17 protein-coding genes are annotated in these 18,608 nt (G+C 71.7%); 9 read left to right on the plus strand and 8 right to left on the minus strand.

Annotated elements, in window-relative coordinates; all coding sequences use genetic code 11:
- Positions 1-32: 32 nt before the first annotated feature.
- A complete protein-coding gene (locus tag GE115_RS08465; RefSeq protein WP_153684307.1) occupies positions 33-224 on the plus strand; it encodes a hypothetical protein in 192 nt (63 codons plus the stop codon).
- Between the two features lie 94 nt (positions 225-318).
- Positions 319-1,314, plus strand: a complete 996-nt coding sequence (locus GE115_RS08470; protein ID WP_153684308.1) for an SDR family oxidoreductase — start codon at positions 319-321, stop codon at positions 1,312-1,314.
- A gap of 30 nt (positions 1,315-1,344) precedes the next feature.
- Here GE115_RS08470 and GE115_RS08475 read toward each other — a convergent pair whose 3' ends face one another.
- Complete coding sequence (locus GE115_RS08475; protein WP_153684309.1) at positions 1,345-3,612, minus strand: LLM class flavin-dependent oxidoreductase; 2,268 nt, start codon at positions 3,610-3,612, stop codon at positions 1,345-1,347.
- A gap of 77 nt (positions 3,613-3,689) precedes the next feature.
- On the opposite strand from GE115_RS08475, the gene GE115_RS08480 reads away from it, so the two are divergent.
- The 3 genes from GE115_RS08480 to GE115_RS08490 are packed head-to-tail and all read left to right on the plus strand — an operon-like array spanning position 3,690 to position 4,769.
- Positions 3,690-4,082, plus strand: coding sequence for a winged helix-turn-helix transcriptional regulator (locus GE115_RS08480; protein ID WP_153684310.1), 393 nt, complete (start codon positions 3,690-3,692; stop codon positions 4,080-4,082).
- Positions 4,083-4,120: 38 nt separating this feature from the next.
- Complete coding sequence (locus GE115_RS08485; RefSeq protein WP_153684311.1) at positions 4,121-4,357, plus strand: type II toxin-antitoxin system Phd/YefM family antitoxin; 237 nt, start codon at positions 4,121-4,123, stop codon at positions 4,355-4,357.
- 16 nt (positions 4,358-4,373) lie between these two features.
- Positions 4,374-4,769 (plus strand): type II toxin-antitoxin system VapC family toxin, encoded by a 396-nt coding sequence (locus GE115_RS08490; protein WP_312855027.1) that lies wholly within the window; start codon positions 4,374-4,376, stop codon positions 4,767-4,769.
- 15 nt (positions 4,770-4,784) lie between these two features.
- Here GE115_RS08490 and GE115_RS08495 read toward each other — a convergent pair whose 3' ends face one another.
- From GE115_RS08495 to GE115_RS08520, 6 genes are read right to left on the minus strand one after another with little or no spacing between them, the layout of a single operon-like run.
- Positions 4,785-5,699: a BadF/BadG/BcrA/BcrD ATPase family protein gene (locus tag GE115_RS08495; RefSeq protein WP_153684313.1), complete on the minus strand. Its 915-nt coding sequence runs from the start codon at positions 5,697-5,699 to the stop codon at positions 4,785-4,787.
- The gene (locus tag GE115_RS08500) at positions 5,696-6,670 is read right to left on the minus strand and encodes a glycoside hydrolase family 113 (RefSeq protein ID WP_246190626.1); all 975 of its coding nucleotides are present in this window, start codon (positions 6,668-6,670) and stop codon (positions 5,696-5,698) included. The genes GE115_RS08495 and GE115_RS08500 overlap by 4 nt, the downstream gene beginning before the upstream one ends.
- Positions 6,667-9,285, minus strand: coding sequence for a glycoside hydrolase family 2 protein (locus GE115_RS08505; protein ID WP_312855028.1), 2,619 nt, complete (start codon positions 9,283-9,285; stop codon positions 6,667-6,669). The genes GE115_RS08500 and GE115_RS08505 overlap by 4 nt, the downstream gene beginning before the upstream one ends.
- Positions 9,282-10,154: a carbohydrate ABC transporter permease gene (locus GE115_RS08510; RefSeq protein WP_153684314.1), complete on the minus strand. Its 873-nt coding sequence runs from the start codon at positions 10,152-10,154 to the stop codon at positions 9,282-9,284. The genes GE115_RS08505 and GE115_RS08510 overlap by 4 nt, the downstream gene beginning before the upstream one ends.
- A complete protein-coding gene (locus tag GE115_RS08515) occupies positions 10,151-11,146 on the minus strand; it encodes a carbohydrate ABC transporter permease (protein WP_153684315.1) in 996 nt (331 codons plus the stop codon). The genes GE115_RS08510 and GE115_RS08515 overlap by 4 nt, the downstream gene beginning before the upstream one ends.
- A gap of 23 nt (positions 11,147-11,169) precedes the next feature.
- Complete coding sequence (locus GE115_RS08520; protein ID WP_153684316.1) at positions 11,170-12,483, minus strand: ABC transporter substrate-binding protein; 1,314 nt, start codon at positions 12,481-12,483, stop codon at positions 11,170-11,172.
- Between the two features lie 274 nt (positions 12,484-12,757).
- On the opposite strand from GE115_RS08520, the gene GE115_RS08525 reads away from it, so the two are divergent.
- Both GE115_RS08525 and GE115_RS08530 read left to right on the plus strand, forming a co-directional pair.
- Complete coding sequence (locus tag GE115_RS08525; RefSeq protein ID WP_153684317.1) at positions 12,758-13,783, plus strand: LacI family DNA-binding transcriptional regulator; 1,026 nt, start codon at positions 12,758-12,760, stop codon at positions 13,781-13,783.
- Complete coding sequence (locus GE115_RS08530) at positions 13,780-15,966, plus strand: alpha-galactosidase (protein WP_312855029.1); 2,187 nt, start codon at positions 13,780-13,782, stop codon at positions 15,964-15,966. Before GE115_RS08525 ends, GE115_RS08530 begins: the two co-directional genes overlap by 4 nt.
- Positions 15,967-15,970: 4 nt before the next feature.
- Here the strand turns inward: GE115_RS08530 and GE115_RS08535 are convergent, their stop codons facing one another.
- Positions 15,971-16,936 (minus strand): acetylxylan esterase, encoded by a 966-nt coding sequence (locus tag GE115_RS08535; RefSeq protein WP_153684319.1) that lies wholly within the window; start codon positions 16,934-16,936, stop codon positions 15,971-15,973.
- 152 nt (positions 16,937-17,088) lie between these two features.
- On the opposite strand from GE115_RS08535, the gene GE115_RS08540 reads away from it, so the two are divergent.
- The gene (locus GE115_RS08540) at positions 17,089-17,568 is read left to right on the plus strand and encodes a DUF805 domain-containing protein (protein WP_153684320.1); all 480 of its coding nucleotides are present in this window, start codon (positions 17,089-17,091) and stop codon (positions 17,566-17,568) included.
- 105 nt (positions 17,569-17,673) lie between these two features.
- Complete coding sequence (locus GE115_RS08545; protein WP_153684321.1) at positions 17,674-18,585, plus strand: carbohydrate kinase family protein; 912 nt, start codon at positions 17,674-17,676, stop codon at positions 18,583-18,585.
- The last annotated feature ends 23 nt before the right edge of the window (positions 18,586-18,608 follow it).

Below are 18,608 nucleotides of genomic sequence, written 5' to 3' on the forward strand. Positions count from 1 at the left end.
CGATCGGATCGACGACCCGATCGGAGGACCAGATGAGCGACGCACCCGTCGAGGATGGCTCGAACGAGGCCACGCGCGAGGAGCAGATCCGGGGCATCCTCGCCCAGGTGCGCGAAGACGTGCGAATGGGCCACGCCCACGACGAGGAGGCGCTGCTGCGCCAGCGCCTCGACGAGGCCGGCATCCCGATCGCCGAGGAGGACCTGCGGCTCTACCTCGAGTGAGCCCGAGCGAGCGCGCCGACGGCGACGCCGAGGCATCCGCAGGGGCCATCCGCACGAGGCATCCATGCCCCGCCGGTGATGCGACGATGGACGGATGAGCGGCAAGCGGATCCTCTTCATCGGCGGCACCGGCGTGATCAGCTCGGCGTGCGTCAGGCGCGCCCTCGAGCGCGGCGACGACGTCAGCGTGCTCAACCGCGGCACGACCACGACGCGGCCGCTGCCCGACGGCGTGCGATCGATCCTCGCCGACGTCCGCGACGCCGATGCGACGCGCACGGCGCTCGAGGCGGCCGGCGGCGAGTTCGACGTCGTCGCCGAGTTCCTGGCGTTCACGCGCGACCAGGTGCAGGCCGACGTCGACCGGTTCGAGGGACGGGTGGGCCAGTACGTCTTCATCAGCTCGGCCTCGGCGTACCAGACGCCGCCGTCGCGCCTGCCGGTCACCGAGTCGACGCCGCTGCGGAACCCCTTCTGGCAGTACTCGCGCGACAAGATCGCCTGCGAGGACCTGCTCGTCGCCGCGTACCGCGACCGCGGATTCCCGGCCACCATCGTGCGGCCCTCGCACACCTACGACCGCACGCTGCTGCCGACGCTCGCGCACTGGACCGACATCGCGCGCATGCGCGCCGGCAAGCCCGTCGTCGTCCACGGCGACGGCACGAGCCTCTGGACGATCACGCACGCCCGCGACTTCGCGGTCGGCTTCACGGGCCTGCTCGGCAACCCGATGGCGATCGGCGAGGCGTTCCACCTCACGGGCGACCACTCGCCCACCTGGAACCAGATCTACGGATGGCTCGGCGAAGCCGCCGGCGTCGAGCCGGATCTCGTGCACGTCGCCTCCGAGACGATCGCCGCGGTGAATCCCGAGTGGGGCCCGGGCCTCGTCGGCGACAAGGCCCACTCGATGGTGTTCGACAATGCCAAGGTGCGCGCGCTGGTGCCCGGGTTCGGCACGACGGTCACCTTCGACGAGGGCGCGCGGGAGATCATCGAGTGGTACGACGCGCACCCCGAGCAGCAGGTCGTCGACCCCGTCGCGGATGCCGCGTTCGAGCGCATCCTCGCCCTCCCGCGCCGCTGACGTCCGGCGGTCTTCGACCCGCGCCGCTGATCACACGCCGACGGGGCCGTTGTCGCGGAAGAGGTCGCCCGGGTCGACCTCGCGCTTGATCGCGCGCAGCCGTTCGAGGGTCGCGGGCGGGAACGCCGCCTCGACCTGGGCCGCGCCCTGTTCGGTCTCGAAGCTGAGGTAGGCGCCGCGCGTGTGCGGCGCGATGAGCTCGTCCCACGCGGCGCTCGTGCGCCGTCCCCGCGTGCCGAAGGCGACGACCGAGAACTCGGCGTCGCGGTGGGCGAACGCCGTGGCATCCGCCGGCACGTCGTGCACGGCGCCGCCCATCGCGCGCAGCTGGAAGAAGTGCGTCGCGCCCGACTCCAGGAACCGCGCCGCGTCGCGCGCGAACTCGGGCGTGATGCGGCCGATCAGGCCCGAGCGCGCGAGCGGCTCGCCCTCGCCGGAGTGCGCCCCGTCGCCGGCGTTCGAGACGATCGCGCGGTAGCTGGTCAGGCGCACCTCCTGTGCGACGAGCGGGGCGGCCTCGGCCAGCGGCTGCAGCCTGGCGATGACGGTGTCGGGCTCGCCGGAGTCGACCACGGCCATGACGTGCGCGGTGACCGGCTGCCCCGGCCGTCCGCCGCCGAACATCGCGAAGCTGGTCACGTCGCGCGGCGAGTCGACGACCCAGTCGCCCCAGGCCTGGAGGAACCCGGCCGTGTCGGTCGCGTCGAACGCGAGCTGCGCGAAGCCGAGGTCGCCGACCTTGTCGACCTCGAATTCGAACGCCGTGACGACGCCGATGTTCGCGCCCGCGCCGCGGACGGCCCAGAACAGGTCGGGGTGCTCCTCGGCGCTCGCGCGCACGATCCGGCCGTCGGCGAGCACCAACTCGACCGCGCGAAGATGGTCGATCGTGAGGCCGTGCTCGCGCACGAGCCATCCGACGCCCCCCGCGGTCGCGAGTCCGCCGACGCCGACGCCGCCGGAGTCGCCCGACGACAGCGCCCAGCCGTGCGGCTCGAGGAAGGCGGCGACGTCCTGCCAGCGGGCGCCCGGTTCGATCCGCACGAGACGGGATGCCTCGTCGAGCACGGCCATCGCGCGCAGGCGCGAGAGGTCGATGACGATGCCGCCCTCGTTCGTCGAGCGGCCGCTGATGCCGTGGCCGCCGCTCCGGAGGCTGAGCGGCAGGTGGGCGTGCTCGCGCGCGAACGCGACCGCGTCGACCACCTCGGCGGTCGTCGCCGGCTGGAGCACGAGGCCGGGCGCGCCGCCTCGCATATAGGTGGAGCTCACGCGCGCGTAGCCGGCGTCGCCCGGTTCGACGGCGGATGCCGCGAGCGAGGCCGGCACCGCGTCGTAGTCGATGCCAGTGCGGCGCTTCGCGATCGCGAGGCTCGAGCGCGGGGCACGGGCGGGCGCGACCGCGGCATCGCCGAGTTCGCGGGCGACCGCCTCGCGCAGGCCGGGCGCGACCTCGGCGGCGAACCGCTGCATCGTCGCCGGGTCGTCGCTCGCGAGGATGAACGTGTCGACGCCGTCCTCGACGACGAACGGCAGCAGCTGCTCGACCCACTGCTCGGGCGGGCCGTCGAGGAGGCGCCCGCCGCCCGCCGAGAAGCGCCCGAAGACGTTCAGCAGGCGCCGGATCTCGGCGGGGTTGCGCCCGGCGTCGACCGCGGCCTCGTCGATGCGGGCCGCCGACCGGGCGTACTCCCCCGGCTGGAGGTAGGCCAGCGAGGGCAGCCAGCCGTCGCCGATCCGGCCGGTGAGCCGGAGCATCCGCGGTTTGAGCGCGCCGATCCAGATCGGGATGTCGTGCGCGGGCGCGGGCCCCCGCTTCGCACCGTCGACGCGGTAGTGGTCGCCGTCGACGGCGAAGCGGCCGCGGTCGGCGGCATCCCAGGTTCCGCGGATGATGCCGATCGCCTCGGCGAGCGCGTCGACCGCCTGGCCGGGCGTCAGGCGGCGACCGCCGACCGACTCGATCGCGTCCCAGAAGCCGCCGGCGCCGAGCCCGAGTTCGAACCGGCCGCCCGAGAGCAGGTCGAGGCTCGCGGCCGCGCGCGCGAGCACGACGGGTTCGCGCTGCAGCGGCAGGTTCAGCACGTTGCCCGCGAGGTGCACGCGCTCGGTCGACGCGGCGACCCACGACAGCAGCGTCCACGTGTCATGGAAGCCCGGCTGGTACGGGTGGTCCTGGAAGGTGACGAGGTCGAAGCCGGCGGCCTCCGCGATCTGCGCGAGGCGCACGGGCAGCTCGGGCGGGTCGTTGGTCGGGGTGATGAAGGTGCCGAACTGCAGGTCGCGGCCGTAGTGCATGGTGCTCCGTTCCTCGCGGTGCCTCCATCCTCCGACGGATGCCCCACCCGAGGCATCCCGCTGGTAAGCTGCTAACCATGAGTAAGCGGGTACCGGGCGACGACCTCGACGCGCACCGCTCCGCGCGGCTGCGCGAACTCGGCCACATCGACGACGAGGCGTGCCGCCGGTTCACCGCCTCGATCGAGTTCGCCGGCCGCAAGTGGAGCGCCGCGATCCTGCTCGCGGGCGTGCGCGGCGCACGACGCTTCAGCGAGTACCGCGACACCGTCGAGGGCATCTCCGACCGCGTGCTCGCGGCGAGGCTGCGCGAACTCGAGGCCGAGGGCATGATCGAGCGGCACGTGCGGCCGACCACGCCCGTGTCGATCAGCTACACGCCGACCGCGGCCGGACTCCGCCTCATCGAGGCGCTGCAGCCGCTCGTCGAATGGGACCTCACGCGCTCGCGCGGACGAGCCGCCGGCTAGCAGACACGGCTGTGTATCACGGGTGATACACTGACCGCATGCAGACCGTCAGCGTTCGCGAACTCCGCAACCACGGTGGAGAGATCCTCGACCGAGTGATCCGCGGGGAGCATCTCGTGGTCACCCGAGACGGCACCGAGGTCGCGGAACTCGTTCCCGTGCCGGCGCCACGGCAGCAGGTGTCGGTCCTGATCGACCGGCGACGGCTGCTCCCGCGAGTCGATCCGGCAGGGCTCCGCGCCGACATCGACGCGCTGATCGATCAGGCCCTCTGAGATGGGCTCCGTAGGCGTGCTCGACACGTCCACGCTGATCCTGCTCGCCCGAGTGAGCGACCCGGCTGCGCTTCCCGACGAGCCGACCATCAGCGCGATCACGCTTGCCGAGCTTTCCGTCGGGCCAGTCGTTGCCGCGACGGAAGAGGAACGGGTCGCGCGCCTCGCGCACCTCCAGCTCGCGGAATCGGACTTCGACCCGATCCCCTTCGACTCCGCCGCGGCACGCGCCTTCGCCATCGTCGCGAGCTCACTGCGCGCAGCAGGGCGCAAGCCTGCAGCGCGTGCCTACGACGCCCTCATCGCGGCCACGGCGATCTCCCGAGGACTCCCGCTCCACACCTGCAATCCAGCCGACTTCACCGGCATCCCCAGGCTCGACCTGCGACCGGTTCCCCTCCTCGACAGCTGATGATGCTGCCGAAGCTCACGCGCTCGCGCGAACGAGCCGCCGGCTGAGGGCGCTCGCGTCGGTCACCTCGAGCAGCCGCGCCGCGCCGTCGAGCGGGTCGGACGTGCCGACGTGCAGGTGCGCGCCCGGGAAGACCTGGTGGATCGCCGCTTCGAACTCCCGCGTGACGTGCGCCGAGCGGAAGACGCCGCCGACCGCCCGCACCTGCGGCTCGGTGGCGAGGTCCTCGCCCACGCGGCGCAGACCCGTCACGGCCGAGCGCGCGAGCTCGCGACCGGCGCGGCGAACGATCGATGCGGCGACCCGGTCGTCGCCGGCGAGCTCCGAGACCGCGCGCGCGTACGCGGCGATGCGCTGCACCCGGTCGGGCGCGGCCTGCAGTTCGATGTACGCGAGCTCGAGGTCGGGGAACTCCTCGGAGACGACACCCGTCAGCGCCGTGCGCGGCCCCCGACCGTCGTGGGCACGCATTACCGCCTCGAGGGCCGCCCGCCCGATCCAGTATCCGCTGCCGGCGTCGCCGATGAGGTTGCCCCAGCCGTCGACCCGGGCGACGTCGCGCGCGCCGACGGCGAGCGTCACGACCCCGGTGCCGGCGGCGACGACCACGCCGCGCTCGTCGCCGAGCGCGCCGAGGTACGCCGTGACCGAGTCGTGCGCGAGCGTGACCGACCGCGCGCCGAGCGCCCGCGCGGCGTCGAGCAGGGCCGGGGCGTCGGCGTCGCGGTCGGTGAGTCCCGACACCCCGACACCGACCGCCTCGGCCCGCCGCCCGCCGGCCGCGGTCGCACCGAGCACGGCGACCAGCTGCGGCAGCAGCGGCAGGTCGGTGCGGATGCCGGGGGCGGCCCACTCGTCGTGGACCCCCTCGCCGACGTGCCGCACCTTGATGCCGGTCTGCCCCGCGTCGATCGCGAGCACTGTGCTCATGCGCTGCCTCTCGCGCGGTACACCTCGCGCAGGAACGCCCCCGCGGGCTTGCCGTACGGGCAGTAGTCGTCGTTCGCCGCGGCATCCGCCTCGGCGTAGAGGCGCGGCGGCCAGTCCCACAGCATGAAGCCGCGTACCCACGGGCGCGCGTCGCACGCCCGGAACATCGCCTCGTAGTAGCGCAGCTGCGCTTCGCCCGAGGGTGCGCCGGGCAGGGTCCAGTCGTTCGGGCGGGCGGGCGAGCCCGCGCGCGACGGGCAGCCCGCCTCCATGAAGAGGAAGGGCTTGCCGGATGCCTCGACCGCGCGCTCGATGCGGTCGAGCTCTGCCTCCCACCGGTCGATCGGGTAGTACCCGCTCGAGGTGACCACGTCGACCGCGTCCCACCAGGTGACGCGGTCCTCCTGGTACTTGTCGCAGTTGTAGGTGACGAGGCCCGAGTACACCTCGCGCACGGCCGCGATGAGCGCGCGCCATTCGACCTCGCGGGCGTCGGCGCGCACCATCTCGCAGCCGATGCAGAGCATCTCGCACCCCTCGGCCTCGGCGATGCGAGCGGCGTGCAGGATGAACTCGCCGTACGACGCGAACCACTCGCCCCACGTCGGCTCGCCGGGCACATCGTGATCGAAGAACCCGATGTGGGCCCGCCACGTGCCGTCGATCACGTTCACGACCGGCTTCAGGCAGACCTTCAAGCCGAGGGCCTTCGCCTCGCGGATGCCCCAGACGATCTCGTCGTCGACGAGCCCCGGCGCCCCGCCGAAGAGCACCTCGGTCGACTGCGCGGTCTCCTGCCCGGCCGAGTACGCGAGCGCGGTCCAGTTCACGCCGTGCTCGGCCATCAGACGCATCGATTCGGATGCCTCGGGCACGGCCCACGTGCCGTGCACGCCGGTCCAGCCCCAGGTCATGCCCGCGAGGTAGGGGGCGAGCGCCGCCTGGGCGTCGCCCGCAGCTCGCGCGCTCATCCGGCCACCAACTGGTTGGCCGAGCGCAGCACGCGCTGGTCGGCGAGCGCCGCCGCGTCGAGCGTTCCGGCATCGCCGCCGTGCCGTACGAGGAACCGCGCCGTCTCACCCGGCAGCAGGGTGACGAGCCCGTCCTCGGTGTACGCCTCACCCACCGCGGTCGACTTGTCGACAAGTCCACCCGATTCCCCACTACCCACCGCCGGATCGAGCAACTTGTCTACCCGCAACTTGTCTACAAGTAGACAGAGGTCCCTCACGAGGTTCCCCGCCGTGACGAGCACCGCGGTGCCGCCGTCGGCGGGGGCGGTCTCGACCGACAACCGGGCGGACTCGAGCCGGGAGTCGCGCGGCTCCGCGAAGAACCAGAGGCCCCGCTCGCCGCTCGCCGCAACCGTCGCCGTCACGAGTTCGGCCGAGGCATCCCCCGGCGTCGCGATGTCGGCCGCGATCGCGACGGTGGCGTTGCCGTACGGCTCGACCTCGAACGGCACCGACCGCTCGGCGAGCACCGCGCCGTCGAAGGAGAGCCGCCGCACGACGAGCTCGCCCGGCCACGGCGCATCCGTGTCGTTGCCGATGACGGCGGCCAGCCCGCCGTCGCGCGGTTGCACGCTCACGACCCGCGGCGCGAACGCCGCGCGGATACCGTGCCACAGCGGCTTCAGCCGCTCGTCGCCGTCGATCGCGGCCCACGACGTGACCGGCCAGCAGTCGTTGAGCTGCCAGACGACGGCGCCCATCGTGTGCGGCGCCCACGAGCGGAAGTGCTCGAGCGCGAAGCGCACCGCGTTCGCCTGGTTGAGCTGCATCGCCCAGTGCCAGGTCTCCATGTCGGCGGGCACGCGGAAGTGCGGCAGCAGCCCGTTGGTGAGCTTGACGTTGCCCTCCATGGCCTTCTGGTGCACGATCATGCCGGGCGACTCGGGCGTCAGCGGGTCATCCGACACCGACCGCACGAGCGTCGACCACGCCGGCGGGCCCTGCCAGCCGAACTCGGCGACGAACCGCGGCCGGTGATCGTGGTAGGTCAGCCAGTCCTGCCGGTTCCACTGCTCCCAGAGGTGCATCGTGCCGTGGGGTTCGGCGTTCGGGTGCTCGCCGTTCGGGCTGAACGGGCTGCCCGGCGAGTACGGCACGTGCGTGGCCAGCTCGGCCACGAGCCGCGGGAACAGGTCGTGGTAGTAGTACGCTCCCCAGGTCTTGCCATCCAGGTACTGCTTCCAGCCCCAGTCCTCGTAGCCCCAGAGGTTCTCGTTGTTGCCGGTGAGCAGCACGAGCGACGGGTGCGATGCCAGGCGCACGATCTGCTCGCGCGCCTCGGCCTCGACCTCGCTGCGCAGCGGCTCCTCCTCGGGGTACGCGGCGCACGCGAAGAGGAAGTCCTGCCACGTCAGCAGGCCGAGCTCGTCGCAGAGGTCGTAGAAGTCCTCCGACTCGTAGATGCCGCCGCCCCACACGCGCACGAGGTTGAGGTTCGCGGCGACGGCCTGGCGCAGCCGGCGTTCGTAGCGGGCGCGGTCGACACGCACGGGCAGCGCGTCGTCGGGAATCCAGTTGACGCCCTTCACGAAGATCGGCCGGTCGTTCACGACGAGCGTGAACGGCGTGCCCTCGGCATCGGGCTCGGTGTCCCAGCGCACGGTGCGGAAGCCGACGACGCGGTGCGTCGCGTCGAGCGTGTGCGGGCCGTCGCCGTGCAGCCGGACGTCGACGACGTACCTCGGCTGGCCGCCGTGGCCGACCGGCCACCAGCGCTCGGCCTTCGGCAGCGCGAGCGTCACGCGCGCGCGGTCGCCCTCGACGTCGTCCATCGCCGACGGCAGCGGGCCGTCACCGAGCCCGGGCCCGGCCACCGCGACGCTCACGAACGGAGCCCTCGCCACGGCATCCGTCGCGCCGGCACCCGCCGAAGCGGCATCCGTCGCCCATTCGATGGTCACGTCCACGTCGATCGTGCCGCCGTCGCCGTCGGGCGTCGCGACCACGCGCGCCTCGGCGAGGCGCGCCGTCGACCACGACTCGAGCCGCACGGGCCGCCAGATGCCGCTCGTGTAGGTCGCGATGCCCCAGTCCCAGCCGAAGTTGCACGCCGACTTGCGGATCGCCTCGTACGGCAGCGGATACGGCCGCGGGCGCGCGCCGAACTCGAGGCTCTGGGCGTTCGCGTACCGAACGGGCGACCGGAACGCGACCTCGAGCGTGTTCTCGCCCTCGGCCAGCACGTCGCGCACGTCGACCCGGTACGAGCGGTGCTGGTTCGCCGCCTCGAGCACGACGCGGCCGTTGAGCCGCACCGTCGCGACCGTGTCGAGCCCGTCGAAGACGAGGTCGTGCCGCTCGTGCCCGTCGGGCCGCCAGTCGAACGTCGTCTCGTAGGTCCAGTCGACCTGGCCGATCCAGGCGAGCAGCGACTCGTGGTCGTCGAGGTACGGGTCGGGGATGAGGTCGGCCGCGAGCAGGTCGGTGTGCACGCAGCCGGGCACGGTCGCGGGCACGGCGGCGCCGGTCGCGTCGCCCGATAGCGCGTCGGCGAGGGCGGCGGGCACCGGCCCGGCGGCGGCGCGCAGGCGCCAGCCGTCGTGAAGGTCGCGGCGGGAGAGGGGCAGGGTCACTTCACGGCTCCGGAGGTCAGGCCCTTGTAGATCCAGCGTTGCAGCAGGACGAAGGCGATGATCGTGGGGACGATGACGAGGATGGTGCCGGCCGCGATGACCTCCCACTGCGCGCCGAACGGTCCCTTGAACCGGAACAGCGACGTGGAGATGAGCCCCTCGGACGGCAGGTAGAGGAAGGGCATGTAGAACTCGTTGTAGACCGCGATGCCCTTGATGATCACGACGGTCGCGATCGCGGGCTTCAGCAGCGGCAGGATGATGCGCCAGTAGATCGTCCACCGGTTCGCGCCGTCGATCATCGCGGCCTCGTCGAGCGAGAGCGGGATCGCCTGCATGAACTGGATGAAGAGGTAGATGGCGATGATGTCGGTGCCCATGAAGAGCAGGATCAGCGCGGCCTTCGTGTCGTAGAGCCCGAGCCCGTTGACGAGCTGGAACGTCGCGACCTGGCTCGTCACGCTCGGGATCAGCGTCGCGACGAGGAAGAGCCCGAAGATCAACTTCTTGCCGCGGAACGCGAACCGGTCGAGCGCGTACGCGCACATCGTGCCGAGCAGGATCGTGCCGATCAGCGAGATCACGAGCACCACGAGGGTGTTGAAGAAGCCCTCGAGCATCTCGCCGCTCGTGAACGCCGTCACGAAGTTCTCGAAGTTCAGCCAGTTCGACGGCGGGTCGAACGGCCCCGTCTGCCCGTACTCCTGGCTCGTCTTGAGGCTCGCGATGAGCACCACCGACAGCGGCAGCAGCGTCACCAGCACGGCGATGCCGAGGCTGAGGTACTTGGCGGTCGTCGCGCTGAGCCCGCGGATCCGGGCGCCCGGTGTGAGGCCGGAACGGCGGTCGCGCGCGGTCAGGGTGCTCATGTCAGGTCCACCTTCTCGTCGGGGAACACCTTGCGCTGGATCCACGTGACGATCAGGACGATGACGAGGAGCACCACCGCCATGGCCGACGCGAGTCCGACGTTGCGGAAGTTGAATGCGGTCGAGATCGTCTCGATGACGAACGTGCTCGAGCCGTTCGCGCCGCCCGTCATGATGAACGGCACCTCGAAGACGCTGAGGCTGCCCGCGATCGCCAGGATGAACGAGAGGCCGACCACCCGGCGGATGCCGGGGAAGATGATCGCCCAGAACTGCTGCCAGCGGTTCGCGCCGTCGAGTTCGGCCGCCTCGTAGATGTCGTGCGGGATCGACTGGATCGCGCCGAGGAACAGCACGAAGTTCAGGCCCGTGTACCGCCACACCGAGGTCGCCGCGAGCGACGTGTTGACGATGTCGGGGTCGCCCAGCCAGTGCGGCGGGTCGCTCATGCCGAACCAGCCGAGCACCGTGTCGAGCGTGCCGCCGGGCTGGAAGAGGTAGAGGAAGACGAAGCCGATGGCGACGCCGTTGATCAGGTAGGGGAAGAACAGCACGCCCTTGAAGAAGTTCGCGAACCGCGTGCTGAAGCTCAGCAGCGCCGCGAAATACAGCGCGATCGCCATCTGCACGAACGACGCCGCGAAGTAGTAGAGGCTCACGCCGAAGACGCTGAAGATGCGCGGGTTGGTGAACACCTCGACGTAGTTGTCGAACCCGATGAAGGTCTTGGTGAGGTCGAGCCCGTCCCAGTCGGTGAGGCTGTAGTACACCAGGTTGACGGCCGGCCAGTAGGTGAACAGGAGCAGCAGTCCCACCGCCCCGGCCACGAAGAGCCAAGGGGTGAGGTGCCGCATGATGGGCCGGCGCGCCACCCCGCCGGCCGCCCGGTCGCCGGCTCCGCGGGGTGCCCCGCGGAACCGGCGACCTGCTGCCGGCACGGTGACGGCGGCGCGTGTGTCCGCCGGAGCGGTATCGACTGCCGTGTTCGTCATGATCGTCCCGGATGCTTCCGGCGTCAGCCGGCGAGCTTCTCGACCGAGGCGCCCCAGCGCTCGTTGAGTTCGGCGAAGTAGCTGTCCTTGTCGCCCTCGGCGGCGCCGCGCGCGATGTCGACCATCTTCTGGCGGTAGAGCTGGCCCCACAGGTCGATCTGCGAGTCGTTCGAGACGTCGCTGAGCAGGCTCTCCTTGCCGGCGGGTGCCGGATTGACCTCGAACAGCTCGACGCCGTTCTCGGTGAAGCCCGAGAGGTTGTCGGGCAGCGGCTTCTCGGTGACGGTCGAGATCATGCCCTGCGTCTCGGTGAACCCGGAGTCCTCGATGAGCCACTGGATCCACGCCCACGCGGCGGCCTTCGACGTGGAGTGCTTGCTCACGCCGAGGTTGTAGTCGCCGCCGATGAGCGAGTACTGGGTGCCGTCGAGGTTCGACGGGAACGCCATGTAGCCAATGTCGTCGGCGGAGGCGCCGTTGTCTTCAGCGGCGGCCTGCATCTGCGAGATCGCCCACGAGCCGAGCGTCATCGCGCCGATCTTGCCCGTAGCGATGTCGACCTTGGACTGCTCCCAGTTGGTGGTCAGCGGGTCCTCTTCGGTGAGGCCTGCGGCGACCGACTCGTACAGCAGCGAGTCGATGGCGTAGATGTCGCTGCCCTCGGTCCAGGGCGCCGGGTCCTCGGCCATGTCGATGCCCGCGTCGGGGTTGTTCGTGATGGAGCCGAGGTTGCTGAACGACTGCGAGAGCGGCCAGCCGTCCTTGTAGTTCGTGTAGAGCGGGATCGCGTCGGTGTTGTCCTTGACCTTCTGCAGCGCGGCGAGCCATTCGGCCTCGCTCGTCGGCAGCTCGGTGACGCCGGCCTCCTCGAAGACGCGCTTGTTGTAGAGCACGCCCTGCGCGTTGCCGCCGATGGCGAGGCCGTACTGGGTGCCCTCGTAGGTGTGCGTGGTGAGGAACCGGTAGGTGTCCTCGAAGTCGGCGGTCTCGCCGAGCGGCTCGAGGAACTGCTCGAACTGGCTGGGCTGCATCGTGGGGATGCCGATGACGTCGCCGTAGTTCGTGCTCGAGAGGCGCGTCTTCATCTCGCCCTCGTAGTCGGTGATGCCCTCGAACTCGATGTTCACGTCGGGGTGGAGCTTCTGGAACTCCTTCTCGTACTCGTCGAACGTGCCGTCCTCGACGAGGTCGGTGCGCCAGGTGACGACCGTGATGTCGCCCTTCACCTCACCGTCGATCGTGTTCGACGCGTCGTCAGCGCCGCCAGCCGAGCACCCGCTGAGCGCGAGTCCGGCGACGGCGAGGAGCGCGAAACCCGCCACTGCCTTCTTTGCCATGTGTGTACTCCTTGTCAGTTCACCCTTGAACGCCGCCCGCCTCAGGATGCGAACGCGTCGCCAGATTAGGGGCACGAGAGCGCTCTCCGCAATGATGATGACAACGCTGTCCGATCGGCATCGAGAATCTCGAATCGATACGAATCTGCGTTTCAACCGGGATTTCTCAAGCACTGGATGTCGCAACCTGTCCGCGAATGTCTCGTGAATGTCCGACGTTGGACACCGGCCGCATCGCGTTGCTAGGCTCGCGGCATCGACGAAGGGGCCGAGCATGTCGGGGCAACAGCAACGAGCCACGCTCGACGACGTGGCTCGTCTGGCCGGGGTCAGTTCGAAGACCGTGTCACGGGTGTTCGCCGACCGTGAGCTCGTCTCCCCCGCGACCGTCGAACGGGTGCTCACCGCGGCGAAGCGCCTGCGGTTCCGCCCGAACTCGCTCGCCCGCAACCTCCGCCGCGGTGGGTCGACGAACACGATCGGGTTCATCATGGGCGAGCTCGGCAACCCCTTCTACTACAAGGTCGCGGCCGGCATCGAGCAGGAACTGGCGCGAAACGGGCACGCCCTGCTCGTCGCGACCACCGACGACACCCCCGATGGCGAAGAACGCGTGGCGGACGCCCTCCTCGCCCAGCGCATCGGCGCGCTCCTGCTCATCCCCGTGGCCGACGACCAGTCCTACCTCGAGGGCGAGCGTCATCTCGGCACTCCCGTGATCGCCATCGACCGCCCGGCCCGCAACCTCGTGGCCGACGCGCTCGTGCTCGAGAACCACCGCGGCGCGTTCGAGGCCACCTCACGGCTGCTCGCGCTCGGGCACCGCCGGATCGCGTACGCCTGCAACCCGGCCGCCGTCTACACGCAGGCCGAGCGCGTGCGCGGGTACCGCGACGCGATGGCGGCCGCCGGCATCCACGACACCCATCGCTGGGAGCGGCTCGTCGACGACCGCAGCGCGGCGCCCGAGCAGTTGGTCGCCGATCTGTTCGCGCGCGACGACGCACCGACCGCGATCATCACGGGCAACAACCGCATGACCATCGGGGCCCTCAGGGCGTTCCGCGCGCGGGGCGACGCCGACGCCATCGCGCTCATCGGGTTCGACGACTTCGACACCGCCGACGTGCTCGGCGTGAGCGTCATCTCGTACGATCCGGTCGCTCTCGGCCGCCAGGCCGCCCGGCTCGCGCTCGAGCGCATCGGCGAACCGGCCGGATTCACCAAGCAGATCGAACTGCCGACCTGGCTGGTCGAACGCGGCACCGGCGAACGACCGCCGGCGGAAGGAGCCCAGTGAGCGACCTCGTCCACCTCGAGTCCGACGGCGTGGCCGTGCTGATCGACGCCTCGGCGCCCGGTCTGCCGCGCGTGCTGCATTGGGGCGCGGCGCTCGGCCGCCGCATCGGCGACGACGACGGATCGACGTCCGCGGCCGCGGACGCGAGCGCGGCGGCGATCGTCGCCGCGGTCGATCGGCAGGCCGCACCCGGAACGCTCGACGCCGCCTGGCAGCTCTCGCTCTCGCCGCTCGAGGGCGACGGGTGGAGCGGCCGGCCGGGCCTCCAGGTCCGGGTCGGCGGCGTCCTGCACCATCCCCGCTGGGCGGTGCAGCACTCGAGCGCGACGGCCACGCGATTCGAGGTCGTCGCGCGCGACGAGGCATCCGACCTGGTGCTCGAATTCGAACTGTCGATCGAGGCGGGCGGCGTCGTCGCCGTCGACCAGCGGCTTCGCCGCGACGACACAGCCGGCGGCGAGACCGCCGGCGACGCGGCACCCGCCATCGAGGTCGACTGGCTCGAGGCGACGCTGCCCGTGCCCTCGACCACCGACCGCCTGCTGAGCTTCGACGGCCGCTGGACCCGCGAGAAGCGGCCCGTCACCACGGACATGCCCGCCGGCTCGACCGTGCGGCAGTCGCGCCGCGGCCGGCCCGGGCACGACGCGCCGACGCTGTTCGCCGCCCTCGAGGCGGCGCCGCGGTGGGGCGACGGCCGCGTCTGGGCGGCACACGTCGCCTGGTCGTCGGATGCCTCGTACCGGGTCGACCGCGTGACCGACCAGGCGACCCTGATCGGCGGCGGCGAGCTGCTGCGGCCCGGCGAGGTGGTGCTCGCCCCCGGCGACGCCTACGCCGCGCCGCGCGTGCTGTTCGCGCATTCGCGCGCCGGGCTCGACGGCGTGGCCGACGGATTCCACACCCTGCTGCGGAGCCGGCCGCACCACCCGACGACGCCCCGGCCGTTCGTGCTCAACACGTGGGAGGCGGTCTACTTCGATCACGACCCAGCGCGCGTGCTCGCGCTGGCCGAGCAGGCGGCGGCGGTCGGCGTCGAGCGGTTCGTGCTCGACGACGGCTGGTTCCTCGGGCGTCGCGACGACACGACCTCGCTCGGCGACTGGGTCGTCGACCGCGCCGTGTGGCCCGAAGGGCTCGGTCCGCTCGCCGCCCGCGTGCACGAGCTCGGCATGCAGTTCGGGCTGTGGTTCGAGCCCGAGATGGTGAGCCGCGACTCCGACGTGGCGCGCGCGCACCCCGACTGGCTCCTCCACGATGCCGGGCACCTCGACCACGACCCGCGGCTCAGCTGGCGCACCCAGTTCGTGCTCGACCTCGCGAACCCCGCCGCCTTCGACCACGTGCTGGGGCAGGTCGACGCGCTCGTCGCCGACCTCGGCATCGACTTCATCAAGTGGGATCACAACCGCGACCTCGTCGAGAGCGTGCACGACGGCCGCCCGGGGGTGCACGGGCAGACGCTCGCGACCTACCGGCTGATGGACGAGCTCCGGCGCCGGCATCCGTCGCTCGAGATCGAGTCGTGCTCCTCCGGCGGAGCCCGCACCGACCTCGGCATCCTCGAGCACACCGACCGGGTGTGGGCGAGCGACTCCAACGATCCGGTCGAGCGACAGGACGTGCAGCGCTGGACGGGCCTGCTCCTGCCGCCCGAGCTCGTGGGCGCGCACGTCGGACCGGCGACCTCGCACAGCTCGGGCCGCACCACGGCGCTGTCCTACCGCATGGCGACGAGCCTCATGGGCTCCGCCGGGCTCGAATGGGACATCCTCGGCTGCGACGAGGACGAGCTCGCGGCGATCTCGCGCTTCACCGCGCTGTACCGCGAGCTGCGCCCGATCACGCACCACGGCCGGGTCGTGCACCCCGACCTGCGCGACCCCGCGTGGCGGGTCACGGGTTACGTGGCATCCGACGCGGCGGTGTTCGTGGTCGCCACGGTCGCGAGCCTCGAGGACGCGCGGGCCGAACGCCTGCGGCTGCCCGGCCTCGACCCCGATCGCACGTATCGCGTTCGCGTGCGCGACGAGATCGGCGCCGCCGCCCACGGCTGGATCACCCCCGGGTGGTTCGCCGCCGGCGAGCTCGAGCTGCCGGGTGCGGTGCTCGCCGAGGTGGGCCTGCAGTTGCCCACGCTGTGGCCCGAGCAGGCCTTCGTCCTGCACCTCGAGGCGCGATAGCGGCCTAGACGAGGTCGGCGAGCCAGGCGGCCTGGCGCTCCCAGTGCACGCCCTGCCCGCCCTCGTGCTCGTTGAACGCGTACTCGACGACGGATGCCTCGCCGCCGTAGTGGTTCGCCGCCGCATAGACCGTCGAGGGCGGGCAGACGGGATCCATGAGTGCGACCGAGACGAGCGCGGGCGCCGTTGCGCGTCGGGCGTGGTTGACGCCGTCGAAGTACGACAGGGTGCGGAACACCTGCTCCGCGTCGCCGCGGTGCACGGCGAGGTAGCGTTCGACCTCGTGGTACGGGTCGCGGTCGGTGAGGCCGACCGCACGCTCGAAGTGGCACAGGAACGGGACATCCGGCATCACGGCGACCAGCCCCTCGCTGAGGCCGGCGGCGGCGAAGGCGATGCCGCCGCCCTGGCTCGTGCCGGTCACGGCGACGCGGGCCGCGTCGACGAACTCGAGCTCGCGCACGGCGTCGACGAGGAGGGCCGCGTCGGTGAAGACGCGGCGGTAGTAGTACTGCTCGGGGTCGAGGATGCCCCGGGTCATGAACCCGGCCACCGAGGGACCCGTGCCGTGCGGGTCGGGCGTCGAACCACCGGTGCCCCACCCGCTGCCCTGGCCGCGCGTGTCCATGAACACCCACGCGTAGCCCGACGCCGCCCACGCGAGCCGCTCGTGCGGCAGGCCGCGCCCGCCGTTGTACCCGTTGAACTCCACGACGGTCGGCAGCGGCTCGGTCGTGCCGGCGGGAACCACGGCCCACGCCCGCACGACGTCGCCCGCGAACCCGCTGAACGCGAGGTCGTACACGTCGACGAGCGCCAGCGGCGATTCGACCCGGGTCAACTCCGGTGCCTGCCCGACCGCGCGCGACTCGGCGAGCGTACGCGCCCAGAACGCGTCGAAGTCGGCCGGCTCGGCGACCTCGGGGCGGTACTCGCGCAGCTCAGCGGGCGAGAGGTCGAAGCGGGGCATCCGGGGTCCTTCCTTGGACGTGGGTCAGCGTGCGCCGCCCGCCAGCGTAGCGAAGCGACGCAGTGCCTCGCAGGTCTTCCGCGCCGGGGACGGCGCATGCCACGATGGGCCGTCCGCGATCCGCGGAGCAGCGATCACTCACGAGGAGCATCATGAGCACCGTTCCCCCGCCGCCCCAGTCGTACGCCGCCTCGACGGGCGACGTTCCGCTCTCGCAGCCGCTCTACGGCGCGACCATCGGCCAGGCCGTCACGCGATTCTTCAAGAAGTACGCCACGTTCTCGGGCCGCGCGAGCCGCAGCGAGTACTGGTGGTGGTTCCTCGTCAACGCGCTCGTCGTGTTCGTGCTGTCGATCATCCTGGTCCCGATCAGCCTCGCCGGGGCGACGATCGACCCGGCGACCGGCACGGCCGTTCCCGGCCCGGGCTTCTTCATCGGCTACGCGATCCTCGGCGTCTGGCTGCTCGCGGTGCTCGTGCCGAGCCTGGCCGTCATCTGGCGCCGCCTGCACGACACGAACCGCTCGGGTGGGTTCTTCTTCCTGAGCTTCATCCCCGCGGTGGGCAGCCTCATCCTGCTCGTGCTGCTGGCGCTCGACACCGACCCGGCCGGCTCGCGCTTCGACGCCTGATCCACGCCGATCCGAGGGGCGGGCGCCGTGCGGCGCCCGCCCCTCGCGCGTCCCGCTCGGGTGCGTTCTGGCGCCGCGAGCGCCCATCCCGCTACGATCGCGAGCATGCCTGCAAGCGTTTACATCATCGGCCCGGCCGCGTGGAACCGGCTCGTCGTGCTCGACCGGCTCCCCGAGCCCGTGCCGCACATGCAGTTCGCCCTCGACGAGTGGGAGACGCTCGGCGGCACCTCGGCGGGCAAGGCCCTCGGGCTCGCCGGGCTCGGCCGCGAGATCGCGCTCGAGGCCCTCATCGGCGACGACGCCGACGGCCGGCGCGTGAGGGGCGCACTCGAGGCCGCGGGCATCGCCCTGACCGGGCCCGTCGCCGACCGCACCGAGCGCCACCTCAACCTGATGACCCGAGCGGGCGAGCGGGTCTCGCTCTACCTGTCGACACCGACTGACGACCCGGCGGCCGAGCCGGCCGGCGAGACCGGTACCGACGAGGCCGGTACCGACGAGGCCACCCTCGCCGCGATGTCGGCCGCCGAGGCGATCGTGCTCGACCTCTCGCCGCGCGCGGCGCGACGCATCCCGCTCGCGCGGGCCGCGAACCGCCCCATCTGGACAGACGTACACGACTACGACGGGGAGTCGGCCTTCCACCGCCCCTTCCTCGACGCCGCCGACGTCGTCTTCATGAACGCCGACCGCATCGGCGATCCGTGGCCGTTCCTCGAGCGGTGCATCCGCGGCGGCGCCTCGCTCGCGGTGTGCACCCTCGGCGCCGACGGCGCGATCGCGGTCGACGGCGGCATGACCCGCCACACGGTCGCGGCCGAGCCGGTCGAGGTGCTCGATACCAACGGCGCGGGCGACGCCTTCATGTCGGGCGTGCTCGACGCCGTGCTTTCGGGCGCTGGTCTCACCGGCTCGGGGCTCGACGACGCCCTTCGCGCCGGCGCCCGGCACGCGGCATCCGTGCTGACGACCCGCCACCTGCACCCGTCGCTCGACGCGATCCTGGGCGCCTGAAGCAGGGCGGCGGAGCGACCGGC

Source organism: Agromyces agglutinans, assembly GCF_009647605.1.
GTDB classification, from domain to species: Bacteria; Actinomycetota; Actinomycetes; order Actinomycetales; family Microbacteriaceae; genus Agromyces; species Agromyces agglutinans.